This is a genomic window from Brevibacterium sp. S111 (assembly GCF_004745075.1).
GTDB lineage: Bacteria > Actinomycetota > Actinomycetes > Actinomycetales > Brevibacteriaceae > Brevibacterium.
Window position 1 is genome coordinate 160,094 of the sequence record NZ_RHFH01000008.1, and the last position, 26,681, is coordinate 186,774.

Sequence of the window (26,681 nt, forward strand, 5' to 3'; positions counted from 1 at the left end):
CAGCCCTGGCAGCGGACATCAATCACTTTGTCATTCTGCGTCGTTGGCGGAAGCCCGGCCCCCGAGCGATGAAGACTCCCGATCCGATGCTGCCGCGGACCCGGATGGTGGGGTACCCCTCCTGCGCGGACTCATTGGCTTTGAACGTGATGACGGCCATCGGGCTTCGAGCGAGCCCGGTGGAGTCGACTCCCCAGCTGTCGGGCACGATGAGCTTGAGTGTGCCGGTGCGGGCTGCGACGTCGATATCGATGGTCTGCAGGTCGGTGACCACATCGAGGAAGTTGAGTTCGAGCAGCACTCCTGCGGGCTCGCAGCGCAGATATGGCTTCACCGGCCAGCGACCGCGTCTGGTGAGGCCGGTCCACGGCGATCGCAGGATCTCTCGGCTGCCGGGGGACTCACCGGGGCGTGTTTCCATACGCGAACCGTCCGGGGTTCCGCTGACCGCAGTCCCCGAATTTTCCGACGGCAGCTCGGTGACGATGTCGGCGAGGATTCGATCAAGGTCGGCGGGAAATCGCGCGACTGCAACGAGTTCCATGCGGTCGTCGAGTTCTTCGACAGTGATCCTTCCCTCGCCGGCGGCGGTCCTCAAGACCTCGATGGCAGCATCTCGTTCGACGTCGCCGATGCGCACGGCGCGGTCACGGTGGTCAGGGTGGTCACGGTGGCGATCGTCTTCAGACACTTTCATCTTCCTTCCGCAGCAGTCCCGACAATACCGGTTCCTCCGCCCCTTTTTCTGTGGCTGCCGTAATCACACAAAGCGCACTGACCTCTTTCTGCAGAATCACGCGCCACGCTTCGGTGGCGGCGGGCGTGATCAGACCGAGCCGTCATGAGCTCGCGCCCACGCCAGTCTCCGTAGCCCTCGACCGGCGAACCGACCGATGCGCGGTATAGAACCGACCGACCGACGGCGGGGCCCACCCCCAGCCCACGCGTCTCACACGGCTTCGAGGGCCTGGACGGGGCTGATCGACGTCGCCGCTCGTGCAGGTTCGCGGCTGGCGACGAACACGGCGAAGAGGGTGCCGGCGATGACGGCGATGACGACCGCCCAGGGCACACTCGGGGCGAAGAGGCCGAGCAGGGGTGAGAGCAGTGTCAGCGCACCGACCCAGCCGAAGCCGATGCCCAGCGGCACGGCGACCACGCACGCGGTCAGGCTCAGCTGCAGACCCTCGGCGGCGATCATGCGGCGCACCCGCTTCGGGGTCTGCCCGAGCGCCATGAGCAGTCCGATCTCCTGAGTGCGCTGTCGCACGGAGAGCATGAGCGTGTTCGCGACGCCGATGATGGCGATGATCACGGAGAAGAGGATGAGGGCGAGCGCGAACAGCATCAACTTGTCGATGACGGTGGCCAGTGCGTCCTCGAGGCCACCCCAGCCCTCTTCGCCGAGTGATCGCGCATACCGCACCAGCTGAACGCGGAAGGTGGTCATGGCGGTGGCGAACATGACGATGAGCGTGATGCCGATGACGAGACCGATGACCGTGCGCGCATTCCGGGTGGGGTGGCGGGCGATCGTCGAGGCGGCCAACCGGGACACCGCGGTGCGCCCGCACAGCCAGCCGATCGCCGACTGCAGGGGCGGCAGGATCCACGGATGCCCGATGATGACACCGAGGAAGGTCAGGCCTGATCCGAGTGCGGTCAGCACCACGCTCATCAGGCTGATCCGGTGGTCGGCGGCCCCGATCACGGCGTTGACGAGGAACGTCAGCCCCATGGACAGCAGAACCAGCGAGGCGGTGAGTCCGCCGAGGGAGGCGCGGGCGTCCTCGGGCCGGCTCTCAACCGCCTGCGAGGTCGCCTCGATCGGTGAGATCCCCGTGATGCGGCGCGCGCCCAGGTACGCCGACAGCCAGGTCACCACGATGGTGGCGAGCGAGGGAACCGCCATGGTCGGGGCGAGGAGGGCGACCTCCTCGGTGTTGGCGTCGCCGAGGTAGTTCTGCGCCGCCGTCGCCAGCCCGGTCGACGCGGCAAAGGCGAGCAACGCGGCGGGAACGGAGATGATCAGCCCCTCCACCGAAGCGGCCCTGCGCAGCCGTTTCGATGACGCCCCGATGAGCCGCAGCAGGGCCAGTTGGCGGCTGCGACCGGCGATGATGATCGAGAACGTATTCGCGATGACGATTGCAGACACGAAGAGGGCAATGAGGAAGAAGGTGAACCCGACCATCGACAGCAGACTCTGCGCGGTCTCGGATTCGGCGATGATCTTCGCCGAGGACAGCCACGCGGTGAGGATCGCGATGCCCTGCATGATTGCGGTGCCGAAGAGAGCGGCGATGAAGACGACGAGGACGCTGGGAAAGAACTGCCGCGGGTTGCTCCGGATTTCACGCAGCGGGTTCATCGACTCACCGCAGATTCGGCGCGTTCGTCGATATCGAGCATGGTCGCGGCGATCGCCTCGGCGCTGATGGCATCGCCCAGCTCTGTCACCGGGGTGCCGTCGGCGATGAAGATGACGCGGTCGGCGTGGGCGGCGACGATCGGGTCGTGGGTGACGAGCACGATCGATTGGCCGAAGTCCCTGACGGCTTCGGACATGATCGCCATGACGTCGCGACCGGACTTCGCGTCGAGGTTGCCGGTCGGTTCGTCGGCGAAGAGGATGTCGGGCCGGGTCGCGAGCGCGCGGGCGATGGCGGTGCGCTGCTGCTGACCGCCGGAGAGTTCGTTCGGTCGGTGCTTGAGCCGGTCGGCGAGCCCGAGGCGGGCGACGAGGGTGGAGATCCAGGCCCGCTCCTCGCCGTTCGGCTTCCGGTCATCGAGTTCGAATGGCAGCCGGATGTTCTCTTTGACGCTGAGCGTGGGCACGAGGTTGAAGGCTTGGAAGACGAACCCGATCCGGCGTCGGCGCAGGGCGGTGAGTTCATCGTCGGCGAGACCGGTGATCTCCTGCTCGCCGAGGTGGACCGTCCCCGAGGTGGGACGGTCGAGCCCGGCGAGGACGTGCATGAGAGTCGACTTGCCGGATCCCGAGGGGCCCATCACGGCGGTGAGCCGCGCCGGTGCGATGTCGAGGCTGACCCGGTTGAGTGCGGTGACCGCGGCGCCGGAGGTGTCGAAGACCTTCGAGACCTCGCGGAGTCGGGCGATGGGCATCGGCAAGCCGGTAGTCATGGTGTCCCTCAAGCGTCGGTGCTGGCTGTCTGCTCCAGACTAACGATCATCGGCGCCCTTTGACATGAAAACTGACTGACCAGTAGGTGTGACCGGCCTGGACGGGCGGGGCAGTCCGTCCAACACTGGACGTGAATGCACGAGTGGCCCGGAACAGCTTGTTCCGGGCCACTGGCGCTGGTCAGAGGTGACTCAGACGGAGCGAATTGCTCAGTCCTCGTCCTCCTCGTCCTTCTTCTCGACGACCAGGGTCTCGGTGGTGAGAACCAGAGCGGCGATCGAAGCGGCGTTGCGCAGTGCCGAGCGGGTGACCTTGACGGGGTCGATGATTCCGGCACCGATGAGGTCACCGTAATCACCGGTCGCGGCGTTGTAGCCCTGGCCGGACTCGAGGTCCTGAACCTTGGCGACGACGACGTATCCGTCCTGTCCTGCGTTCGCAGCGATCCAGCGCAGGGGCTGGACGACTCCGCGCTTGACGATGTCAGCACCGGTGGCGGCGTCCCCGGTCAGACCGAGGTCGTTGCCGACGAGGACCTTCGCCGCGTGGATCAGAGCCGATCCACCGCCGGCGACGACGCCCTCTTCGATGGCGGCACGGGTTGCGGACACGGCGTCTTCGACGCGGTGCTTACGCTCCTTAAGCTCCACCTCGGTGGCGGCGCCGACCTTGATGACAGCGACACCGCCGGAGAGCTTGGCCAAGCGCTCCTGCAGCTTCTCGCGGTCCCAGTCGGAGTCGGTGTTCTCGACCTCGGCGCGGATCTGTGCGACACGACCGGCAACAGCATCGTCCGAACCGGCACCATCGATGATCGTGGTGTTGTCCTTGGTGACGGTGATGGTGCGGGCGTTGCCGAGCTCTTCCAGGGTGACCTGGTCGAGCTTCATGCCCATGTCCGGGGTGACGACCTGGCCACCGGTGAGGACGGCGAGGTCCTCGAGGATGGCCTTGCGGCGGTCACCGAATCCGGGGGCCTTGACGGCGGCGACGTTGATGATGCCGCGCAGCTTGTTGACGACCAGGGTCGACAGAGCTTCGCCCTCGATGTCCTCGGCGATGATGAACAGCGGCTTGCCGGCCTGCTGCACCTTCTCGAGGACGGGCAGGAGCTCCTGGATGTTGGAGATCTTGCCCTGATTGATGAGGATGAGAGCGTCGGAGAGCACAGCTTCCTGACGATCGGCATCGGTCACGAAGTGCGGCGAGAGGAAGCCCTTGTCGAACTGCATTCCCTCGGTGATCTCGAGCTCAACAGATGCGGCCTGGGACTCATCGATCGTGATGACGCCGTCCTTGCCCACCTTGTCGAAGGCATCGGCGATGAGCTTGCCGATCTCTTCGGACTGAGCGGACAGTCCGGCGACGTGCGCGATCTCCGAGGAGTCGGCGACGTCGCGGGCGATGGTGCCCAGCTGATCCGAGACAGCCTCAACAGCGGTCTCGATGCCGCGCTTGAGCTGACCGGGTGCGGCACCTGCGGCGACGTTGCGCAGTCCTTCGTTGACGAAGGCCTGAGCGAGAACGGTCGCGGTGGTGGTTCCGTCACCGGCGATGTCGTTCGTCTTGGTGGCGACTTCCTTGGCCAGCTGTGCGCCGAGGTTCTCGTACGGATCGTCGACCTCGACCTCACGGGCGATGGTCACACCATCGTTCGTGATCGTGGGAGCGCCCCACTTCTTATCAAGCACGACATTGCGGCCCTTGGGCCCCAGCGTCACCTTGACGGTGTCGGCGAGAGTGTTGACACCCTTTTCGAGTGCACGACGAGCTTCGTCGTCGAATTCCAATGATTTAGGCATTCGTCCTCCTGTCTGTGAAGTAGTTGTTCAGAGGATTCAGCCGATGACGGCGAGCACGTCGCGAGCCGAGAGCACGAGGAACTCTTCGCCTGCGTACTTGACTTCGGTGCCTCCGTACTTGGAGTAGATGACCTTGTCGCCGACGGCGACGTCGACCGGCACACGGTTTCCGTTGTCAGCAACGCGGCCAGGGCCGACTGCGACAACTTCGCCTTCCTGAGGCTTTTCCTTGGCGGTTTCGGGAATGACCAGACCACTGGCGGTAGTCTGCTCTGCTTCGACCTGACGGATGACAATCCGATCTTCGAGTGGCTTGATGGAGACCGACATTTCGGGCTCTCTCCCTTCGCTGGGTTCTATTTCATTGAGTCAGACGGCGGCTGCTGCCATGAACCTCTCGTCGTCGCGGGTGCCGAGCGATTCGACCGTCTTATGAAACTGGCACTCGATGAGTGCTAGTGCTAATTCTGACTCTAGAACGGCTTTAGCACTCGGTCAACTTGAGTGCCAGCAATTCTTCATGCTCTGGGCGAAAGTTCAGTTTGGGCCCACATGCTGGCCAGGCAGCCCGGCCGGCCTGACCCGACATCCTGTGAATGCAGAGAGCGTGGGCCCCGGGATCTCTCCGCGGGGCCCACGCCCATTCCGACCGCCTCAGCTCAGTTGTCGATATCTGTGGTCAACGGCGGTCAGCTCTTGTCTCAGTGACGGTTCTGGCCGGTGCTCAGGAGCACTGCCACTGACCCCAGCCCTCTTGCGCCTGCAACTTCTTCGCACGCTGGAACTGCTCCTGCGGGCTGGCATCAGACGGGTTGCCGCTGCCACCCATGGATTGCCAGGTCGAAGGCAGGAACTGGAACAGACCGAAGTGGGTGCCGTTCGAGGCCTTCGGATTGAAATTCGATTCGCACTCGACGATCGAATACCACTTGGAGCCGGGTCCGCCGAGCATCGCCTTGATCTCGGCAGTGCTCATCGAGCCGCCGGTCGAACCGGAGTCGCCGCCGCCGGTGCTCGAGTCACCGGAGTCCGAGCCGCCGGAGTCTGAGCTTCCGGAATCGGAGCCGCCGGTGTCAGCTGGGGTCTCCTTCTTCTTCGTGCCCTGGATGACGACCTTGGTCTTGGGTTCGGAGAGGACCTTCTCGTCCTTCTTCTCCTTCTTCACCTGCTCGCCGTTGATGGTCTTGACCTTGTAGACGACCTGCTTCTGTCCGTCCTTGCCTTCGGACTCGACCTTGGTCTCGCCCTGGTAGAGGGAGTCGGACTTCTTGGTCTCGACCTTGGCCTTGATGGCCTGCTCGTCCTTGACGGTCTTGTTCTCGACGCGGTTGACGGTGAGCACCTGGCCGTCGGAGAGCGAAGCGGACATCGGCACGGACAGGAAGTCGTCCTTCTTGAGCTTGACGCCCGACTCCGTGAGTGCTTCCTTCGCGGTGCCGACCGCGGCCGAGACCTTGTGGTCCTTGCCGTCGGCGACGATGGTGAGATCCTTCGCCGTAGTCACGTCGATGTCGTTGCCGTCTTCCTTCAGCCGTTGCTTGGCATCGGTGTTGAGGTCGGCTCCCTTCGCATCGACTCCGAGGTCGGCAAGCGCCTGACCCACGGTGTTCGCGTTGGTCCACTCGCTGGTCTTCTCTCCGTCGACGGAGAGCGAGACCTTCTTCGCGGTGTTGACGGTGATCGTCATGTCCCGGTCGACCTTCGTGTCGACGCCGGGCTTGACCTTGTCACGCTTATCGAGATCGATGTCGTGGCTGTCGAGGATGTCACCGACATCTCCGCCGAAGGTGCGGATCTCCTCGGCCTGCCCGTTGACCTCCAAGGTCACGGGCTTGTTCATGGAGACGACCGCGCCTGTGCCACCCACGAGTCCGGTAATGACGACCGCCTGTGCGGCGATCTGAACCTTGCGGTTCTTCAGAAAATCAATCACAAAATATCCCTGAGCAGAGTTTATCGACCAGTTCACTGTAACCGATTCGTTACACCGCTGGCAAAATATCACGGAAATGTAACGGTGTGAGTTTCCTGAGGACGCGTGTCACCTGGGGTTCCCCGTGTTTGCGGGGCGGTGCCGGTCGTGACATTCCCGCGCCGAGGCGGCCCACCGTTACGTGACCGCCGCCATGTTTCGCGGCCGTGTATCGCTGCCATCATTCGCTGCCGTGTATCGCCGCCATCATTCGCTGCTATGCATCGCCGCCGTGTATCGCGGCCAAGCATCGCAACGGTAAATCTGTCGCAGCGGTGATTCAGTCCCAGCTGCCGAGCGCTCTCTCCGCGTTGGCCCACACCGCCGAGCACAGATCCTCTTCGCTCATTCCGCGCACCTCGGCGAGTTTCCGGGCGGTGATCGCCGTCAGGTACGGCCCGCCGGGCTTACCGCGGTGCGGGTGCGGGGTGAGGAAGGGGGCATCGGTCTCGGTCAGCAGCAGGTCCAGCGGCGCGGCTGCCGCGGCTCGGCGCAGCTCCTCGGCGTTCTTGAACGTGAGGTTGCCTGCGAACGACATGAAGTAGCCTGCGGCCGCACACTCCCGGGCCATCGTTTCATCACCGGAGAAGCAGTGGAAGATCGTGACCTCGGGGGCGCCTTCCTCTCTGAGGATGCGCAGCACATCGGCGTGAGCCTCGCGATCATGGATCTGCAGGGCCCGACCGGTGCGCTTGGCGATCTCGATGTGGGCGCGGAAGGACCGCTGCTGCTCGGCGATGCCGTCCTCGCCCGTGCGGAAGTAGTCCAGGCCGGTCTCCCCCACCACACGCATCCGGTCGTGGGAGGTCACGAGCGTCTCGATCTCGGTCAGAGCATCGTCGAGCAGACCGCGTTCTGCCAGCCGCGGAGCCTCGTTCGGGTGGAGGGCCGCCCCGCCGAGCATCCACGTCCGGCCGTTCGCAGGAGGTGTGGGCACGGTCGAGCCTAGGGCCGGCTCGGAGATGGTGCCGGCGTATTGGGAGGCGATGAGCTCGGTCGTCCACCTCGCTGCCGGGAGATCGCATCCGATCTGGACGATACGGCGGACCCCCGCCTCGGCGGCGGTGTCGTGGAAGAAATCGAGGGAGGGGAACTCCTCCTCCGCATCCGGGGAGACCTCCGGTTCGGGTTCACCTGCGCCCAAGGGCAGACGCACACCCGTGCAGATGTCGAGGTGGGTGTGGGTGTCGACGATGGGGTGGGTCAGCGGTTCGGGCACCGGTGGATAGGTTCCGGCGGCGCGCGAGGCCATTATTCGGTTTCCTCCACGTACTTCGGGAACACGGGTTCGGGCTTCGGCAGCGGGGTGCCCGGCTCGAGCGGGAACTCCACGGCTGCGAACGATCGGGGATCGACGTCGGCGGCGGCCAGACCACCGGCGGCCGCCTCGGCGACGTTCGGGGCCAGAGCCGCGGAGGCGTATGCGGCCCCGGCGGCGACGCCGATGGCCGCTCCCGCACTCACGGTTGCCATCGCTTCGGCGCCGGACCCGGACTCGGTGGCGGTCGGCAGCACCTTCGCCCCGGCCTCACCGACTCCGGCGGGCACGCCGAGGAGGTCGAGGATCTTGCCCGCCGCATCGGGCATGACGGGCTGGATGAGGATCGAGATGATGCGCACGACCTCGATCGTCACCCACAGCACGGTGGCCATACGCTCCGGGTCGGTCTTCTTCAGCTTCCACGGCTCCTGCGCGGAGAAGTAGCGGTTGGCCTCGGACAGCACTTTCCAGCAGGCCTCGACGTAGAGGTGGAGGGCCTGGGTGTCGACGTGGCGGCGGGCCGTGTCCGGGACTGCACGTGCCAGGTTCAGAAGGGCCTCGTCCGCCTCGGTGAGGGTGCCGGGCTGCGGCACCTGGGCGTCGCAGTTCTTCTGGATCATCGACAGCGAGCGCTGGGCGAGGTTGCCGTACTCGTTGGCGAGGTCGGCGTTCTTGCGGGTGATGATCGAGTCCTTCGTGTACGAACCATCGTGGCCGTAGGAGAACTCGCGGAAGAGGAAGAAGCGCAGTGTGTCCAGGCCGAAAGCATCGACGAGGTCGAGCGGGTCGACGACGTTGCCGACGGACTTCGACATCTTCTCACCGGAGTTGAAGAGGAATCCGTGGGCGTGGACGCGTTTGGGCAGTTCGATGCCCGCGCTCATGAGGAACGCCGGCCAGTACACGCTGTGGAACCGGATGATGTCCTTGCCGATGATGTGGACGTCGGCGGGCCACCACTTGTTGAGGCGCTCGTCGTCGTTCGGGTATCCGGCGGCGGTGAGGTAGTTGGTCAGGGCGTCGATCCACACGTACATCACGTGCTTCTCATTGCCGGGGACCGGCACGCCCCAGTCGAAGGTGGTGCGGGAGACCGAGAGGTCCTTGAGCCCGGAGGCGACGAAGGAGGCGATCTCGTTGCGGCGGGAGTCCGGGCCGATGAACTCCGGATGGGTCTTGTACAGCTCGAGCAGCTTGTCCTGGTACTTCGAGAGGCGGAAGAAGTAGGACTCCTCCTCCGTCCAGGTCACCTCGGTGCGGGTCTCCGTAGACAGGCGCACACCGTCGACGACTTCGGTCTCGTCCTCGGTGTAGAAGGCTTCGTCGCGCACGGAGTACCAGCCGGCGTATGTGTCGAGGTAGATGTCGCCGGCCTCTTCGAGCTTGCGCCAGATCGCCTTCGACGCCTCATAGTGGTCCTCGTCGGTGGTGCGGATGAACCGGTCGAAGGTCGAACCGAGGGCCAGCTGGGTGTCGCGGAAGTTCTTCGCGTTGTCGTCGGCGAGTTGCTTCGGGGTGATGCCGAGCTTGTTCGCCGCCTGCAGCATCTTCAGCCCGTGCTCATCCGTGCCGGTGCAGAAGAAGACCTCGTGATTGTCCAGTCGCTTGAACCGGGCGATCGTGTCGGCCGCAATGTACTCATAGGCGTGCCCGATGTGAATGGCCCCGTTGGGGTAGGCAATCGCTGTCGTCAAGTAGTAACCCATAGGTCACACAGTCTAAGGGACGCGCGGTTGCGGGCGCGCACGGGTGCTTTCAGGCCGGGGGTGCGGGCGCGCACGGGTGCTTTCAGGCCGGGGGTGCGGGCGCGCACGGGTGCTTTCAGGCCGGGGGTGCGGGCGGGACTTGGCCGAGTCTTCGCGAATAGCCCAGTCTGCGGTGAGTAGCCCATATTTGAAGGTGGGCTATTCACCTCGGACTGGGCTGAAACGGTTCGCACCCCGGCACCAAATCACGGAACCAGCGGCTGCCCGCACCGACGACGCAGTTCAGGTGCTTGAAAGAAGAGCTTCTGCCCGAAGGTCTTCGGGTTCAGAACCTCATGGAACTTGAAGCGCAACACCTTATAGCCCATCGCCAACAGTCGATTATGCTGTCGGCTCTCTTTGTTCATGACGTCAAAGCCGCCGTCAACGTACTTCTGGGTCCCATCCACATAGAGAGCGACCTTGTCCTCGCGAAGGAGGAAGTCGAGTCTTGTCAGAAGTCGGCCGTCATCGGCAATATTCACCTGCTGCACGAAGTCATGCAGCCCCAGAAGATGCAGGTTGAATGCGGCTCTGCTCTCCGCATAGCTTTCGGACAACGGCGAAGCGAGCGCGACCAGTCTCGCAGACACTTTGCCGCCCCGCGTCAGGCGGGCGATGGGCGCTCCGAATAAATCTGCGACTGCACCCGGCACCTCGTCCAGCAGGTGCGACGAATACCCGAGCCTGAAGATCAGATCTTCGTCGTTGCCGAGTAGATGCCATCTGATCACCTGTTCCATTGCGGCAAACGCCGCGGCGCTGCCGAGCTCGGCCCGCAGATCCAAGGCAGTTCGAGCCGGAGAAGTGACTCGGAGCCCCTCCACCTGGCAGACGTCTTCAGCTGAGATTGTTCGGCGTCGCCTGATCAGCTCGGGTGATTTGGTGCTTGACACGGGGTGGAACACCGACACCGGTTCATCCGGCTCGTCGAACATACCGATCCTGTGCAGCCGTGCCGCTGAGACCCCGAACACGGTGTCTTCTGCGCGGTAGTGAGGATAATGAAGGACCTGCAGACGCTTCAGATTCGCCTCGTATCTGCGCCGTTGGGAACGCTCCTTGTCGCGCTGTTCCTCGTGATACGTCATCCAAGCCGAGTCCGTGGCGAAGGGAGAGAAGTATCGGTGGGCACGGACTTCACACCGGCTGACTACCGAATAGACTCCACGCGAGACCTTCAGCAGACAGCATCCCAATGCACTACGGATATCTGCCGTGGAGGCTCCAGCATTGCGAAGATCCTTGAAATGCACGACGTTGTTCTTCATGCCGGCACACTGCCGAACCACGTTCTGATACAGCAATACTCAATTCAGTTGCTGTGGAGTCAGCTCCGGCGTCCACACAGCGACAACGTCTCAGCACGGAGTCCGTCAACAAGCGTCAGCGCTCGAGTCGAGCCGTCGTCAGCCTCCGGGAACGCGCGCCACTCGCCCCCGGGAGCACATGAGAACAGCGTCAACCAACCATTCAACCTCGCTCATAGCCCAGTTTGAGATGAATAGCCCACCTTCAAATGTGGGCTACTCACCCAACACTGGGCTGCCAGTTGTCCACACCCTGCTGCGCACGAGTCGCGTCACTCGCGGTGGAGCCACGCTTCGTAGACGTCGCGCTTCGACAGGCCGAACCTCTTCGCCACCTGCCCGGCCGCATCCTTCGCACGTATCCCGGACTCGACGAGTGCGCTGACCTCGCCGAGGTGATCCTCCGGAGCCGTCTCGACTTCGGTGGCACCAGCGAGCACGAGGGTCAGCTCCCCTCGCAGTCCCGCGGCGGCGCGCTCACGCAGCGAGCCGACGGTCCCCCGCAGTGTCTCCTCGTAAGTCTTCGTCAGTTCACGGCTGATGCTCATGGGTCGGTCTTCGCCGATGACCCCGGCGAAGTCATCCATCGCGTCGGCGATCCGGTGGGGACTTTCGAAGAAGACCATCGTCCGCTTCTCCGCCTTGAGCTCCTCGAGCAGGCTCTTGCGCTGACCGGATCTGCGCGGCAGGAAGCCTTCGAAGCTGAACCGGTCGCTCGGCAGCCCGGAGACCGCGAGGGCCATGAGCACCGCGGACGGGCCCGGCGTCGACGTGATCGGCAGTCCCGCCTCGGCGCAGGCTCTGACCACGCGATATCCGGGGTCGGACACGGCCGGCATCCCCGCGTCGGAGAGCAGCACCACGGTCTGACCCGCATTGATGAGCTCGACCAGCTCGGGAGCGCGATGGCCCTCGTTGTGGTCGAAGACGCTGATGATCCGGTTCGTGTGGCTCAGCTGCAGACGCTGCGCCAGAGAGAGGAACCGGCGGGTGTCCTCGGCGGCGATGACATCGGCGGTTTCGATGGCCTGCCGCATCCGCGGACTCGCATCGCCGAGGTTGCCGATCGGAGTCCCGACGAGGATGAGTCGACCGCCGGTGAGGTCCGGACCCGACCTCGCTGGGACGGCACGGTCGTCGTCATCGGGGTCGGGCACCTCGGCGAGGGTGTCGTTGGAGTCGGGCGCCTCGGCGGGGGTGTCGTTGGGGTCGAGCTGAGGCTCAGACGTGCTGGGGTCTTCGGTCAAGATGCGGCTGCTCCGGTGGCGAAGAGCAGAGCGAACGTACCGAAGTAGAAAAGGAGGATCACGCCCCAGAAGAGGAGCCACAGTCCCGTGCCGATATAGCCGACCCACAGGGCCGCGACTGCCATGCCGTCGCCGCGCTCGCCGCGTTCCTTGATCTGCTTGCGTGCGATATGGCCCATGATGACGCCGGCGATGCCACCGATGAAGACTCCGGAGACGACGCCGAAGATCGAGGCGCACATGCCGATGATGGCCAGCACATTGTTCGGCGGCAGCGGCTGGTAGACGTACCCCGGCCCACCGGCATACTGAGTGTTCGCCGCATATCCGGGATTCTGGCTGTACGACTGGGCACCGTAGCCGCCCGAGTTCGACTGGGGCTGCTGGTAGTACATGTCCGGATTGTTCCAGTTGTTCTGGCTGCTCATGATGAAGTCTCCTTGCGTCTGCCTTCAACGGTACAGAGTCGTCGATTGGGGCAAAAGGCGGGGCGGTTACAGGTCTGTCACAGTTGTGGGATCGAGAGTCGTCGTCTGTCGTGGGCCGTCGTCTGTCGTTGTCTGTCGTCGTATGCCCGGGCGGGGTCAAACACTCGTGGCGCGCCCGAGGCACGAGCCTCAGCTGATCGTTCCGGTTTCGGCAGCGATGGCGAATCCCATGATTAGCGCAATGATGCCCAGGTACACCAACCAGAACACGATCCAGAAGATCATGCTCAGGTAGCCCACCCACAGTCCGGCCACGGCCATCCCGTTGCCGCGTTCGCCTCGGCGTTTGATCTGCCTGCGGGCGATGTGGCCGAAGATGATGGCGATGAAGCCGAGGAAGAAGGCCGATGAGATGAACGAGATGACGGAGAGCACCAACGCGACGATCGCCGAGGAGTTCGTCGGCGCGACCTGCCGGTAGACGACGACCGGTGCCGCATTGCCGTAGCTGGCGACCGGTGCCGCGTTGCCGTAGGTGACGGGCCCGATTCCGGGTGCCGGAGTGGGTACGGAGACAGGGCCGTGCACAGGAGCTGGCGTGTGAGCCGCCGGAGCCTCCACCTGGGCCCGCGCTGCAGGGGTCGCCGGCGCACGGTTCGATCCGGTGTAAGTGCACCCGATGGGCAGTACGCGGGTATCCATGTCAGTTGCTCTCCGATGGCTGTGGCGGGTGTTCGAGACACCGTGCGATCCGGTTCTCGATGACTGATGTCAACGCTATCGGGGCGTGGGTGCCCTCAACGGCGAATCGTGTTCCAGTCCTGCACCACCCGTGACAAGGCAGCACCCACCTCCGCTGAGGCGGCTCAGTACCCGCTGCCGAGCATGGCCATGAAGCCGAGTCCGAAGAATCCGATCACAATGATGAGACCCAGCAGACCGAGCGCGATGCTGACGTAGCCCATGATGAGGCCGGCAATGCCCTGCCCACGGCCGTCTTCGCCGGTGCGTTTGATCTGCCCGAGTCCGATATGGCCGAAGATCACTGCCAGCAGCGGGGCGATCCACAGGAACATCGCGACGATGCTGAACAGGATGCCGATGACAGGCACCATGGACAGCAGGCCGCAGACGAAGCCGCCGCCGAGTCCGACGATGCCCATCCACATCGACCACACGGCCATCTTGTTCGGCACGGGACGCACGATCATCGGCTGGGCGCCGTAGGTCATCGGCTGGCTGTAGGAACCCTGTTGGCCGTAGCCGTATGAGCCGGGCTGACTGTACGAACCGTAGGAACCCTGTTGGCTGTAGGCATCGGGCTGGTTGTATCCGGCCGCCTGCCCGTACGCACCGTTGGCACCGAACTGGCTGTAACCGTCCTGGCTGTAGCCGCTCTGGCCGTAACTTCCGCCCTGGCTGTAACCACCCTGGACGTAGCTTCCGCCTTGGCTGTAACCACCCTGGCTGTAGCCGCCCTGGCCGTATTGCTGACCCTGCGAGTACTGCCCCGCGCCGGAACCGTACTGTTCGGCCCCGGGACCCGAGCCGTACTGCCCAGCACCCGAGCCATACTGTTGGCCCTGCCCCGAACCGTACTGTGGCTGGGATCCGTAGTTGTTGTTGACCTGCTGCGAGCCGACCTGAGGTGGGTCGCTCGGGCGATATTCGGGGTTGTTCGACACGTTCGGCACCGTTCTCCACTCAGACACTCTTCGTTCCCTACTACCCTAGTGGTGTCGACTGCAGAACGCCCAACGATCTCGGCACAATCGTCTCCGGCGGCGTCACGCTTCCCACCACGCGCAGAGGCTCGTCGCCTGCTCCCTGCGGGTCGCATGAGAGTCCGCCCCGCCGTGATCTCTAAACTGGAAGGCGATGACACACACCGCAGACTCCCCGGCCCCCACCAGGCGCATCGCCCGCGAGCGCCGGGCCAGGCACCGCGAAAAGGTCCGCGTCGGAGCCGCAGCCATGCGCCGGAAGACCTTCCACGCCGGCATGTGGGCGACCCGCGCCCCCGTGTGGATGTGGCCGGCGCTGCTCGTCATCACCGTCATCGGCTTGGCCCTGCGTCTGTTCCGCCTCGGCTTTCCCCACCGACTGATCTTCGACGAGACCTACTACGTCAAGGACGGCTACTCGGTCTTCAACTTCGGCTACGAACGCTCGTGGCCGGAGAACGCCGACGACTCCTTCAACGCCGGCGACCCCAGCGTCATCGAACCGAGTCCCGAATACGTCGTCCACCCGCCGTTGGGCAAATGGCTCATCGGCGCAGGCATGGACATCTTCGGTGCCGACGATTCGTTCGGCTGGCGCTTCTCCGTGGCGATCATCGGCACTCTGACGATCTTCCTCATGGGCGTCATCGCCTGGAAGCTGCTGCGCTCACCGTTCTTCGCCTGCGTTGCCGCCGGCCTGCTCGCCATCGACGGCGAGCACTTCGTCCATTCCCGCACGAGCCTGCTCGACATCGTGCTCATGGCCTTCGTCCTCCTCGCCTTCTTCTTCATCCTCCTCGATCGCGAATTCGTCACGAAGCGTCTGGCCACCTGGACCCAGCGCACCTCTGAGAGCGGAAGCCTCACCCCCACGCGCGCCGAACCGCACCGGCAGTCCCCCGCCGAGGCGGCCACCCCCTCCGCAGACTCCCACGGATCCGTCGCTTCCGCAGATTCCCCCGGATCCGTCGCTTCCGTACCGGTCTCCGTCCCCACTGCCGAGGAACGAAGGCGCCACCGGAAACGGCGGGACGAGATCAATTTCGGGCCCCGCCTCGGCGTGCGTCCCTGGATCATCGCCGCGGGAATCAGCATCGGTCTGGCGATGGGCGTGAAGTGGTCGGGCCTGTACGCGGCTGCGGTGTTCGGGATTCTCCTCGTCGCGTGGGATGTGCATTCGCGGCATCGGGCCGGGGTCGTGCACCCGTGGCTGGGCGCGCTCATTCGCGACAGCATCATGTCGTTCCTCAAGTTCGTGCCGGTCGCGTTCGTCACCTATCTGGCGTGCTGGTCGGGCTGGATCCGGTCGACCGATGCGTGGGATCGGCAGTGGGCGGCCGAGAACTTCGGCTGGTGGCAGTCGCTGCCGGACTGGCTGCAGTGGTTGCCGTCGCTGGCGCACTACCACTACACGGCGTATTCGTTCCATGTCGGTCTCGACTCCGAGCACCCGTACATGTCGAACCCGTGGGGTTGGATCGTGCAATGGCGGCCGACGTCGTTCTACTACGAGTCCTACGACCACGGTTCGATGGGGTGTGTGGCGGAGAAGTGCTCCTCGGCGATCACCTCGGTCGGCAACCCCGTCATCTGGGGACTGGCACCGTTCGCCCTGCTCATCTGCCTTGTCGTATGGATCATCCGCCGCGATGTTCGCCCGGCCGTCATCCTCGGCGGCCTCGCCGCGACCTGGCTGCCCTGGTTCGCCTACCAGGACCGGACGATCTTCACCTTCTACACGATCGTCATGGTGCCGTTCGTGGTGCTCGCCGTGACCTACTGCCTCTCGCTGCTGTGGGGTCACGCGGGCAGGGACCGTAGTCCGGCAGGGGGCGGGAGTGCGGCTCGTGGCGGTCGTGGCAACGGTGCGGCAGAGGCCGGGAGTGTAGGTCGTGCCGGGAGTGTAGGTCGTGCCGGGAGTGCAGCTCGTGCCGGGGGCAGCGGTGTGGCTGGGGTCGGCAGTGCAGCGAAGCGGAGATTCGTTCGCATCTCAGCGGCTCTGTTCGCTCGCCGATTCACTGTCGGCATCATCCTCGCGGCGGCAGTCCTCGCCTTCGCCTACTTCTGGCCCGTCTACACCGGCGAAGTCATCCCGTTCTCTGCCTGGAACGATCGCATGTGGAACATCACCTGGCGCTGACCGTCTGGCCGCGCGGTACCTGGCCGCTGAGCGTGTGGCGGCGGGGTACCTGGCCGCGGATCGTTTGGCCGCGGGATACCTGACCGCTGACCGTTTGACCGCTGGGTGCCGCGCTTCGTCGGCCCCTTCACGCCGCTACCCCGGGCCTGAAACCAGGTTTCGTGCACGCACTTCTACATTTCGTCCGGCCTCTTCCAGGTTTCGTCCACGAATTTCCACTTTTCGTCCAAGCAGCCAGTTCGCGTCCTGATGAAATGGACGAAAAGTGTTCAAGCGGCTCACCCACGACGCAAAGGGTGCTTCGCTGCCACAAGTCGTCGCCACCAGCCCATCCGAAGCCGCTGCCCGGGCCGCTCCAGCTGCCGCGCAAAGTTGTCGCGACCGCTACCTCAGCCGCCCGCAACCGCCACCTGCAGAAACGTTGCGCGCCGCCGCTCTCGTCGACGCTTCAGGCGGTCCGTCACGGCTTCGCCACCGAAGGGTCGCCTCGGCGACATGGCGTGTTCACCTGGAGGTAACACCGCGTCGTTAGCGTCGAATCATTGTGAATGAGCTTTCGACGACCCACGCACCCAACGCATCCGAGCAGACGCCGGCTGCGAGCACCACCACGGCCGCAAGCGAAGCGGCAGAAAGCGCCCCCACTGCCGCGAACGCTCCCGAGCAGACACCGGCAGAACGCACCACTTCGACATCGACCGGCACGCCACACGCCGAACCCACCACACCGACCGGCACGCGACGCGCCGAACCCACACCCCGCACACCCCGCGCGGTGGCCATCATCCCGGCGCGCGGCGGATCGAAGGGCATCCCGCTGAAGAACCTGCAGAAGGTCGCGGGAGTCTCGCTGCTGGCCCGCGCCATCAACGCCGCCCAGGCCAGCCCCAGCATCAGTCGCGTCGTCGTCTCGACCGACCACGACGGCATCGCGGCCGAAGCTCAGCGCGCCGGCGCCGAGGTGGCCCACCGTCCCGCCGAGATCGCCGGCGACACCGCGACCAGCGAATCCGCCCTCATCCACACGCTGTCGACCCTCGACGAGGACTTCGACATCACCGTGTTCATGCAGTGCACCTCCCCCTTCATCGACTCCGCCTCGATCGAGAACGCCGTCCGCACGGTCCGCGACGACGAGGCCGACGTCGTGTTCTCCGCTGTCGAGGACCACTCGTTCCTGTGGCTCCTCGACGACGATGATGCACAACAAGCCGTAGCCGTCGGACATGAGGCAAACTTCCGTCCCCGCCGCCAGGACCGAGCCAAGCACTTCAACGAGACCGGCGCCTTCTACGTCATGCGCACTGCTGGCCTGCTCGAACACGAACACCGCTTCTTCGGCCGCATCGGCATCGAGGAAGTCCCTCCCGAGCACGCCCGCGAGATCGACGACATGTCCGACCTCACCCTCGTCCGCGCCATCGCCTCCACCCAGGAGACCGCCCAGGTCATCGACGTCGACGCCCTGGTGACCGACTTCGACGGCGTCCACACCGACGACGGCGCCTACGTCGACGAGGACGGCAACGAACAGGTCCGCGTCCACCGCGGCGACGGCATGGGCATCTCCCGCCTCGTGAAGTCCGGGGTCCCGGTGATGATCCTGTCGAAGGAACGCAACCCGGTCGTGACCCGTCGCGCTGAGAAGCTCAACGTCGACGTCGCCCAGGGCATCGACAACAAGGCCCACATCCTCAACGCCTGGATCGACACCAACGGTCTCGACCCGGCCCGGGTGGCCTACGTCGGCAACGACATCAATGACCTCGAAGCCTTCGACGTCGTCGGCTGGCCCGTCGCCGTCGCCGACGCCCACCCCAAGGTCCTCGCCGCCGCCCGGGTGGTCCTCGACCGCCCCGGAGGCAGAGGCGCCGTTCGTGAGGTCTGCGACCTCATCCCGATCCCCGCCGAGGCGGCCGGCTCCCCTGCCGGCCCGACCCTGACCTCGCTGCGGACCGCCACCGGACACCCATCGACCTTCACAGACAGCCAACCGTCCACCCAGCAGCAACGGTCGTTGCTCACCAACCACGCAGCCTCGGCGCGTGCCAACCGAAAGCAGGTTTCATGACTGATCAATTCGCCCCCGTGGCCATCGGAGAACACCTCGTCGGCCCGAACCAGCCCGTGTACATGATCGGTGAGATCGGCATCAACCACAACGGAGACGTCGACATCGCCAAACAGCTCATGGACGTCGCCGTCACCGCCGGTGCCCAGGCTGTGAAATTCCAGAAGCGCAACCCCGAGGTGGCCGTCCCCGAACACCAGAAGTCGAAGATGCGCTCGACCCCGTGGGGCGAGATGACCTACATCGACTACAAGCACCGCGTCGAATTCGGCGTCGACGAATACACCGAGATCGATCGCTACGCGAAGGAAGTCGGACTGCAGTGGTTCGCCTCCCCGTGGGACACCGACTCCGTCGACTTCCTCGAGAACGAATTCGATGCGCTGTCCTACAAGGTCGCTTCGGCCTCACTGACGGACTTCGAGCTCCTGCGGGCCATCGCCGCCACCGGCAAGCCCGTCCTGTGCTCCTCGGGTATGTCCGACTGGGAGACCCTCGACCGTGCCGTCGAGGTCTTCGATCGCGACAAGCTCGTGCTCATGCACGCCACTTCGACCTACCCGCTGCCGCCCGAAGAGGTCAACCTCAAGGCGATCCCGGCCATGCGGCAGCGCTACGGAGTGCCCGTCGGCTACTCCGGTCACGAGCTCGGCCTCGAGGTCTCCTTCGCCGCCGCCGGCCTGGGTGCGGTGACCATCGAACGTCATATCACGCTCGACTCCTCGATGTGGGGCTCGGACCAGTCCGCGTCGATGGAGCCGCGCGAGTTCGCCTCGCTCGTCAAGGGTGTGCGCGTCCTCGAATCCGCGTTCGGCGACGGTCACAAACGCGTGATGCCGGGCGAGGAGTCGAAGATCGATTCGCTGCGCAAGGTCACGGTCTGACCCTCACCTGACACCCGACAGAGTCCGGACGCAAGCGCTGATTCGGCGCCATCACCTCACCGAGGCGGTGGCGCCGCTTCGCGTTCCCTCGCCGTTGGCAGGCTCGGTCCCCTCTACTCTCGCCGAGGTGGCCGAGCCGTTATCGTCAGCGTCGACGAATCGCGGTGAGCCGGCGGATCCTCCACCCGATTCCGTGCCGAATCTTCCGGGCGAGGACTCGTGCCACTTCACCGGCAGTGCGGCCGCGCTCGGCTTCGAGGGCCTGACGGGCGTGTTCTTCCGCGGCGGAGATATCGGCGATCCGCTGTTCGAGTTCGACGACCTCGGCGCGATGCCGTCGGGATTCGGCGAGCGCATCATCACGGTCTTCCTCGACACTTCGCAGTCGCGCCCGGGCTCGCTTCCGAACATCGTCGAGGGTCTGTGTGTGCTCTCGTCGGGCATGGGCGAGATCGCGATCGGCCCGAGCGAGGGCGCGAGCCTGCTGAGCCGCGACCTCCTCGGATTCGGCGATGGCAGCGACGTGGAACTCCTCGGCACGGATGTCCTCCGCGGCGCGCAGAGGCGAGCCGGCAAAGCCGTCCCCCGCGGCGCGCAGAGGCGAGCCGGCAAAGCCGTCCCCCGCGGCGCGCAGGGGCGAGTCGGCAAGCCCGTCCCCTACCGGACGCAGAGGCGAGCCGGCGAGGCTGTCCCCTGCTGTGCCCACGGGTGCCTCGGCTCGGCCGGGCAGAGACGGCGTCGGGTGGGACCGCGCACGCAGCGAGTCGCGGATGCCGGCGAGATTCTCCGCAGTGATCGTCGCAAACCGGGCACGGGTGTCGGCGAGGTCGGCCTGCAGCTCGGCACCGTGCGAGTACGCCTCCTCGAGGCCAGAGACCATCCGGTCGGCCAGCACATCGGCCGCCTCGGCGCGGTCCAACGCCGAACCTATGGGCAGCAACGCCGAACCCATGGGCAGCATGGAGGCGGCCGAATCCGCACCGCCCGCCTCGGCGACGGGTCTCGTTCCCTCCGGCCCGACCGGCACCACGAGCTCCGGGTGACCGATGTCGGCGGCGAAATAGCCGAGCTTCGCGTGCAGATCCAGGGAGACCGGGATCGAGCCGACCCCGAACGGGATCATCTGTGCGTGCCCGCGCCCGCCGAGCACATACGGAACCGAGGCGAAGAACTCGAGGCCGGAGAAGAACCCGACGTCATGGCCGTACAGTCGCACCTCTTCGACTCCGGCCACCTCGGCGACGATCCTGGCCGAGACCGCGGCGTCGTCGGGATGGAACGGTGTGCTCAGCACTGTCCACCCCTTGTCCACGAGGATCCGCGCGGCACGCACGGTCGCCTCGTGGATGGTCGTCGCGTCGTATCCGGCAGCGATCTGCCGCGCGTGGACGAGCATCTGGATCGCCACGGTCTTCTCTCGCGGGTCGGGTCTCCGCCCGGCCAATGGCGCGTACAGGTGATCGAGGATCGTCGTCGGGCACGGCTGGAACGCGATCCGCTCCCGCTGTCCCAGCACTCGGCTCATGGTGTCGATCGATCCGGTGTTGCGCAGGCCGAAGAAGGCCGACCGGTCGAGCACCTGTCCGACGTGGGTGCGCATGAGTTCGTCGAACTCCGGCTGCCCGGGGAACCTGTTGTCCCCGACCGCGTAGACGATGAGGGGCACGTCGAGGGCGGCGAGCGCCTCGGCGGAGATCTTCCACTGCCACCCGGACAGCCGGTTCGGGTTCGTGTCCTGGAGGAACAGTCCTCCCCCGCCGATGACGACGGCATCGGCGGTGGCGTTGATCCGGGCCACGGCCGCCTCGTCGACTTCGCGTCGCAGTGCCGCCGCCGAGGCGAACGTGAAGTTCGGCTCCGCCTGCCCGGAATCCGTCCCGCCGAGGACCCGGAAGGCGTCCCTGACCACCGGGAACAGTGCCTTGTCGCCGAAGTTGCCCCAGGTCGGGATGTCGAAGTGGAAGAGTCGCAGGCTCCGCATCGGCCAAGACTATGGGCGGCGGAAGAACACCAGGTGAACGAAGGCGAACATTCCCGGACACCTGCGCGCCACTTTCCGTTCTCTTCTCACTTCTACGATCGTTCGGACGTGCCAGCAGCCCACCCGGGCCGGCACCCGGACCACTCGGGCCGCCGCCCGGACACCGCGGAGGGGTCAGGTCCGCCCGTCCCCTCCGGCTCGCGAAAGGACCACATGCCCCCACCAGTCGTCAGCGTCGTCATCGCGGCGAAGGATGCCGAGGACACCCTCGGTGGAACTCTTCAGAGCCTGGTCAACCAGGACTTCGCCGCCAACGAACTCGAGGTCATCGTCGTCAACGACGGTTCGACCGATGACACTGCCGGGGTGATCGGCGACTATGCCGATCGGCTCAATCTCGTCGACATCCACAACCCGGAATCACGTGGGGTCTCCACCGCCCGCAACATCGCCCTCGAGGCCTCGACCGGACGCACCATCACCTACCTCGACGCCGACGACTGGTACGCCCCCGGTCACCTGCGTTCGCTCACCGACGCGATCACCGGACTCGGCGTGGATTTCGTGAAGACGAACTACCTCATCGTCAACGGCTTCAATCGGAAGCTGCGGCGGGCACCGTGTGCCAAGCACAACACGGCGCTGGACCCGCGCGACCACATCCTGCCGCATGACGCCTCGACGATGGTCGACTTCCCCGAATGCTGGACCGGCATCTACTCCCGGTCCATGGCCGTCCACGGGCTGCTCGACTTCAGCCCGGACCTGCGCACCTGCGAGGACCGCCCCTGGACGTGGCGTCACCACCTCGAAGCCGATTCCTTCGCCGTCGTCGACACGGCGGGCCTGTGCTATCGGAAGGGCAGCACCACCTCGTTGACGGCGATCTTCGACGAGCGTCAGCTCGACTTCATCCCCGCCTTCCGTTCGGTCTTCGCGATGCTCGAAGCCAGACCGGAGTTCCGCCGCTTCGAGCACAAAGCCGTGCGCAACTTTCTGTCCATCCTCTACTTCCAGATCGTCAACCGCGGCTCGTCGATGTCACGGGAGGTGCGCGAGAAGCTCAACCTCGGCGCGGTGCACACGCTCAAGACCATCGGCGACGACGTCATCGACCTCGCGCTGACGAATTACGGCGAACGCCGGCTGCCCGTGATCGACCCGATCGTCAGGAGGGCCCGCTGATGACCCAGATCATCGAGATCTCCACCCAGTACCAGCTCGCGAATCTGTCCGCTCTCATCCGCGCGGGCCGCCTCGGTGAGCCGCAGCGGCGCCGGATCCTCGTCGTGGCGAACAATTCCGTCTCTCCCGAGCTCACCCCGGCTGCCGATGCCATGCCCGGGTCGGCGGGGCTGCTGAGTGACTTCGACCTCGTCGTCGATTGGAACGCCACGATCTGGCCGAACCATCCGAAGGCGTTCGGCATCTCCGGCGAACGCGCCCCGATCATGGAGCGTGCCCTGCGCCGGGAGTGGGACATCGCCGAGGCGGAACCGCTTGAACTCATCGTCGAATCCCTGCCCAGCCACCCGGCCGGCGCTCTCACGCAGATCTTCGCCACCGCCGATATCAGCGTCCACTCCGACGGACTGATGAGCTACGGTCCGATCCGCAATCCGCTCACCCTGCCGCAGTGGCAGCGGCTGCGGGCGATCTGCTACACGGATCTGCTGCCGGGCATCACTCCCCGTCAGCTGGCCGAACACGGACCCGAGCGGGTGGTGCTGCCGGCAGCGGACCTCGCCAAGGTCATCGACGACATGACCGCCGAGGTGGCCGATGACTTGGCCAGTGCCAACCTCGATGCGCCGATCGAGTCCAGTGCCCTTGTGCTCGGGCAGTACCTCGCGCAGCTCGACCTCATCACGGCGGAGGAGGAACTCGACCTGCACCTGCAGATGCTCGACGTGGTCAAGGACGCCGGCTTGAGCACGGTGGTCTTCAAGCCACACCCCACCTCGGCGCGGACGACGATCGGACCGCTGCGGCGGCGCAGTGAGGAACTCGGACTCGATTTCGTCCTCGCCGATGTTCCGCTGCTCGCCGAGATCGTCGTCTCCGCCACTCGCCCCGAACTCGTCGTCTCCTGCTTCTCGACCGGGCTGGCGACCGCGAAGGGACTCTACGGGTGTGCGACCGCGGCCGTCGGCACCACGGAGCTGTTGGCCGCACTCGCGCCGTATCAGAACAGCAACCGCATCCCGCTGACGATCATCGACGCCCTCCACTCGGGCAGGTATGCCCTCCCGGGCACCCTCGCCGAGGCGGGGGCCGGGTCAGGTGCGCCCGCCGGACCCGGTGCGCCGCGTGACCTCAATCCGCTCATCGATGCCGTCACGTACTGCATGCAGTCGAAATCCGCCTCGTATCTGCGGCAGAAGGCGATCGACTTCCTCGACGGTGCGGTCGGCGGACCGGATATGAAGTACTTCAAGCGCAAACGCCTGACCGCGCTCGATCTGCCCGGGCGGCTGGAGATGCCCCGGCATCGGAAGACGCTCAGCGCTGCCAAACAGCGACTGATCTCCCAGGCGAAACGCACACAGCACGTGCTCAAGGACTACGGCATCACCGTCGATACATCGAAGCTGAGGAAGAATGGCTGAGCTGCTCATGGCTGAGAATACTGCGACGAACCCGAAGAAGACCCAGAAGACTGTCGAGACAACGGTCGAGAATACTGCCGAGACGACAGCGGAGAATACTGCCGAGAAGAAGGGCACCGGGCTCGCCTCGGTCGCCTTCGTCGAATCCCCTCTGCAGTTCCTCTCCGCTCTCGAATCCCACGAGCCGACCGAGGATCTGCTCATCCGAGCGCGGGCGAGCGCGAAGGGGATGACTTCCTTCCTCGACGCCTTCGACACCGACTGGCTGCCGAAGAACGTCCGCCTCGAACGCGACGGAGCGAAGCCGAAACTGCTGCGCAAGACGCACTTCGATCGGATCTACCTCGGCGATGCCTGCTCCGGTCAGGTGCACAAAGCCTTGGCGCTTGCGTATCTGGAGCGTCGCATGCCCGAGGTCGTCATCCTCGACGACGGTCTGGCCACGTATTCGACGATCGAGATCCTCACCGCCAAGCGCGGTCCCCTCGTCCGGCCGCGGCAGAAGCTCAAGGCCTCCCGCACGGTCATGGCCGCGCACGTCGCCGACCGGCTGCGGGGTCTGGCGACGGTGGGCAAACTGCGTTGGCATACCGCACTGCCGGTGGCGAAGCCGTTGCGCACAGCGTTCCTCAAGGTCGGGGGCGAGATCACCCGTCACAAGTTCGAACACCTCCAGACCCTGCCTACCGGCGGCAGTCACCCGCGTGACAACCCGGTCATCGGTTCGTCACTGGCCGCCGATGGGCTCATCGACGCGATGGCCTACCGGGCGTGGGTCGGTGACATCATCGACGCCCACGGGTCGATCACCTACTACCCGCACCGACGTGAGACCGAGGAGTTCCTCGCCGATCTCGCCCGCGATGATCGGGTGCGGATCAAGAATCTCGGTCTCCCGATCGAGCTGCGGCTGATCAACCTGCCGCCGGATTCGACGATCCGCAGCCTGCCTTCGACCGCCGCGGTGTCCTTGGCGGTGCTCAATCCGGAGGTCACCATCGACGTCACCGAGATCCCCGCGAAGTGGTGGACCGGGGCCTCGCCCGATAGTCTGCGACAGTCCCTCAACGCCCAATCGGTCAAGGCTGATGACGATTCCTGAACCAGCGGATCCCTACTCCAGTGGGCCTGTCCTGCCTCCGCGCCGATCACAGGGCTCCGAGCCGATCCGCATCCTCTCGGTCTCCGACAGCGAGTCCTATCTCAAGTGGGCGACCCAGCTGTTGTCGACCCTTCCGGATGTCGAGGGCCGAGTCTTCCTCATCGACAGTCCGATCCTGCCGACCGACGAACAGATCGCCAGCGCCGTCGCCGGCACCGATTGGCAGCACCGCGAGATCCCCGTCATCTCCCGCACCGACCTCGCCCAGATCATCGCCGACCACTCCCCCGACATCGTCCTCGGCGCCGCCACCGGACCGATCGTCGCCCAGGTCTTCCTCACCGCGCACACCCGCGCCGACCGCCCCGCGCTCGTGTCCGGTCTGCCCGGAATGGGCCTGCCGGCCAGCCGCAAGGGGATGAATTATCGCCGGCTCATGGATGCCTTCATCGCCCATTCGACCGCCGAGGTGGGCGCGTACACCGAGGCCAGCACCGCTGCGCAGGTGCCCTGTGAGGTCCTGCTGGCCCGCCTGCCGATGTTGCGATCGACCTCGGTTCCGCAGGTGAGAGGCTCAGCGAGGATCCCGCAGTCTCTGATCTTCGCACCGCAGGCGAAGGTCCCGCAGTCGGCGGAGGAGCGCACCGCGATCGTCGCGGCCCTCACGGATTTCGCTCACCGCCATCCCGAGTCCAGGACCGTCATCAAGCTGCGCTCCCGTCCCGGCGAGTTCGAAACCCATCACGAGCAGCACTCCTACGTTGAGATCCTCGATGAACTTCGCGAACAGGGCCGGCCAGGCGCCGATCGCGTCGAGTTCGGGTTCGGGCCCCTCGATGAGTTCCTCGTCCCCGGGGCCGGACTGGTCACCGTCTCCTCGACCGCGGCACTCGAATCCATCGATCGCGGCATCCCCACCCTGCTGATCTCGGACTTCGGTTTCAGCGCCGAGCTGCTCAATGAGGTCTTCGCCGACTCCGACGCCACCGGCACCCTCGCCGAGGTGGCCGCCGGGTCGATCGGGTTCCCCTCCCCTGAATGGCTGGTCCGCAACTACTTCCATCCCGTCACCGGTGCCCTGCGGCGTCACCTGGGGCTGCTCGCACTGCGGGCCCGGACCGGGCAGCTGCCGAACCGCCGATCGGCGGTGCTCAGGCAGAAGCGTGTGCTCATCCGTGCCGAGCTGCGGACCGTGACCCCGGCCCCTCTCGTACGCACCTACCGCAGGCTGCGCTACCAGCGCTGAGGCTCTCCCCAGCT

Annotated in this window: 21 protein-coding genes; 7 read left to right on the forward strand and 14 right to left on the reverse strand. The window is 65.4% G+C overall.

The genetic code is table 11. The features are described 5' to 3' along the window. Positions 1-22 precede the first annotated feature (22 nt). The 13 genes from EB836_RS11050 to EB836_RS11110 form a co-directional block, all read right to left on the reverse strand. Complete coding sequence (locus EB836_RS11050; RefSeq protein ID WP_167854432.1) at positions 23-691, reverse strand: DUF1707 domain-containing protein; 669 nt, start codon at positions 689-691, stop codon at positions 23-25. A gap of 258 nt (positions 692-949) precedes the next feature. After that, the gene (locus tag EB836_RS11055) at positions 950-2,371 is read right to left on the reverse strand and encodes an ABC transporter permease (protein WP_135540338.1); all 1,422 of its coding nucleotides are present in this window, start codon (positions 2,369-2,371) and stop codon (positions 950-952) included. Then, on the reverse strand, positions 2,368-3,144 hold the full coding sequence (locus EB836_RS11060) for an ABC transporter ATP-binding protein (RefSeq protein WP_135540339.1): 777 nt from the start codon (positions 3,142-3,144) through the stop codon (positions 2,368-2,370). The genes EB836_RS11055 and EB836_RS11060 overlap by 4 nt, the downstream gene beginning before the upstream one ends. Before the next feature lie 210 nt (positions 3,145-3,354). Beyond that, positions 3,355-4,947, reverse strand: a complete 1,593-nt coding sequence (groL, locus tag EB836_RS11065) for a chaperonin GroEL (protein ID WP_135540341.1) — start codon at positions 4,945-4,947, stop codon at positions 3,355-3,357. A gap of 36 nt (positions 4,948-4,983) precedes the next feature. After that, positions 4,984-5,277 (reverse strand): co-chaperone GroES, encoded by a 294-nt coding sequence (gene groES / locus EB836_RS11070; protein WP_039209993.1) that lies wholly within the window; start codon positions 5,275-5,277, stop codon positions 4,984-4,986. A 394-nt stretch (positions 5,278-5,671) separates the two neighbouring features. Next, a complete protein-coding gene (locus EB836_RS11075; RefSeq protein ID WP_135540343.1) occupies positions 5,672-6,880 on the reverse strand; it encodes a resuscitation-promoting factor in 1,209 nt (402 codons plus the stop codon). A gap of 319 nt (positions 6,881-7,199) precedes the next feature. Then, positions 7,200-8,171, reverse strand: a complete 972-nt coding sequence (locus EB836_RS11080; RefSeq protein WP_135540345.1) for a TatD family hydrolase — start codon at positions 8,169-8,171, stop codon at positions 7,200-7,202. Beyond that, a complete protein-coding gene (metG, locus tag EB836_RS11085) occupies positions 8,171-9,886 on the reverse strand; it encodes a methionine--tRNA ligase (RefSeq protein WP_135540347.1) in 1,716 nt (571 codons plus the stop codon). The genes EB836_RS11080 and metG overlap by 1 nt, the downstream gene beginning before the upstream one ends. Positions 9,887-10,131: 245 nt before the next feature. After that, positions 10,132-11,196, reverse strand: a complete 1,065-nt coding sequence (locus EB836_RS11090; protein WP_135540349.1) for a hypothetical protein — start codon at positions 11,194-11,196, stop codon at positions 10,132-10,134. Between the two features lie 311 nt (positions 11,197-11,507). After that, positions 11,508-12,482 carry a 16S rRNA (cytidine(1402)-2'-O)-methyltransferase gene (rsmI, locus tag EB836_RS11095; protein WP_240689869.1) on the reverse strand — a complete coding sequence of 325 codons (975 nt, stop codon included), beginning with the start codon at positions 12,480-12,482 and terminating at the stop codon, positions 11,508-11,510. After that, positions 12,479-12,910 carry a DUF4190 domain-containing protein gene (locus tag EB836_RS11100; protein WP_135540351.1) on the reverse strand — a complete coding sequence of 144 codons (432 nt, stop codon included), beginning with the start codon at positions 12,908-12,910 and terminating at the stop codon, positions 12,479-12,481. The genes rsmI and EB836_RS11100 overlap by 4 nt, the downstream gene beginning before the upstream one ends. Before the next feature lie 189 nt (positions 12,911-13,099). Further along, positions 13,100-13,612: a DUF4190 domain-containing protein gene (locus tag EB836_RS11105; RefSeq protein ID WP_135540353.1), complete on the reverse strand. Its 513-nt coding sequence runs from the start codon at positions 13,610-13,612 to the stop codon at positions 13,100-13,102. Positions 13,613-13,776: 164 nt separating this feature from the next. Next, a complete protein-coding gene (locus tag EB836_RS11110) occupies positions 13,777-14,622 on the reverse strand; it encodes a DUF4190 domain-containing protein (RefSeq protein ID WP_240689871.1) in 846 nt (281 codons plus the stop codon). 166 nt (positions 14,623-14,788) lie between these two features. Here EB836_RS11110 and EB836_RS11120 point away from each other — a divergent pair, with 166 nt between their 5' ends. The 3 genes from EB836_RS11120 to EB836_RS11130 all read left to right on the forward strand — a co-directional run bounded on the left by EB836_RS11120 (position 14,789) and on the right by EB836_RS11130 (position 19,729). After that, positions 14,789-16,774, forward strand: a complete 1,986-nt coding sequence (locus tag EB836_RS11120) for a phospholipid carrier-dependent glycosyltransferase (RefSeq protein ID WP_240689873.1) — start codon at positions 14,789-14,791, stop codon at positions 16,772-16,774. A 775-nt stretch (positions 16,775-17,549) separates the two neighbouring features. Then, positions 17,550-18,845, forward strand: a complete 1,296-nt coding sequence (locus tag EB836_RS11125) for an acylneuraminate cytidylyltransferase (protein WP_240689900.1) — start codon at positions 17,550-17,552, stop codon at positions 18,843-18,845. After that, positions 18,842-19,729 (forward strand): N-acetylneuraminate synthase family protein, encoded by an 888-nt coding sequence (locus tag EB836_RS11130; RefSeq protein ID WP_135540355.1) that lies wholly within the window; start codon positions 18,842-18,844, stop codon positions 19,727-19,729. The genes EB836_RS11125 and EB836_RS11130 overlap by 4 nt, the downstream gene beginning before the upstream one ends. Positions 19,730-19,874: 145 nt before the next feature. On the opposite strand, the gene EB836_RS11135 is transcribed toward EB836_RS11130, so the two are convergent. Further along, a complete protein-coding gene (locus EB836_RS11135) occupies positions 19,875-21,710 on the reverse strand; it encodes a polysaccharide pyruvyl transferase family protein (RefSeq protein ID WP_135540357.1) in 1,836 nt (611 codons plus the stop codon). A 213-nt stretch (positions 21,711-21,923) separates the two neighbouring features. On the opposite strand from EB836_RS11135, the gene EB836_RS11140 reads away from it, so the two are divergent. Genes EB836_RS11140 through EB836_RS11155 form a run of 4 tightly spaced genes read left to right on the forward strand, consistent with a single transcriptional unit; the run spans position 21,924 to position 26,667 of the window. After that, the gene (locus tag EB836_RS11140) at positions 21,924-22,895 is read left to right on the forward strand and encodes a glycosyltransferase family 2 protein (protein WP_135540359.1); all 972 of its coding nucleotides are present in this window, start codon (positions 21,924-21,926) and stop codon (positions 22,893-22,895) included. Then, positions 22,895-24,319: a polysialyltransferase family glycosyltransferase gene (locus tag EB836_RS11145; protein WP_135540361.1), complete on the forward strand. Its 1,425-nt coding sequence runs from the start codon at positions 22,895-22,897 to the stop codon at positions 24,317-24,319. The genes EB836_RS11140 and EB836_RS11145 overlap by 1 nt, the downstream gene beginning before the upstream one ends. Beyond that, positions 24,312-25,421 (forward strand): hypothetical protein, encoded by a 1,110-nt coding sequence (locus tag EB836_RS11150; RefSeq protein ID WP_240689875.1) that lies wholly within the window; start codon positions 24,312-24,314, stop codon positions 25,419-25,421. Before EB836_RS11145 ends, EB836_RS11150 begins: the two co-directional genes overlap by 8 nt. Beyond that, a complete protein-coding gene (locus tag EB836_RS11155; protein WP_240689877.1) occupies positions 25,408-26,667 on the forward strand; it encodes a DUF6716 putative glycosyltransferase in 1,260 nt (419 codons plus the stop codon). Before EB836_RS11150 ends, EB836_RS11155 begins: the two co-directional genes overlap by 14 nt. The last annotated feature ends 14 nt before the right edge of the window (positions 26,668-26,681 follow it).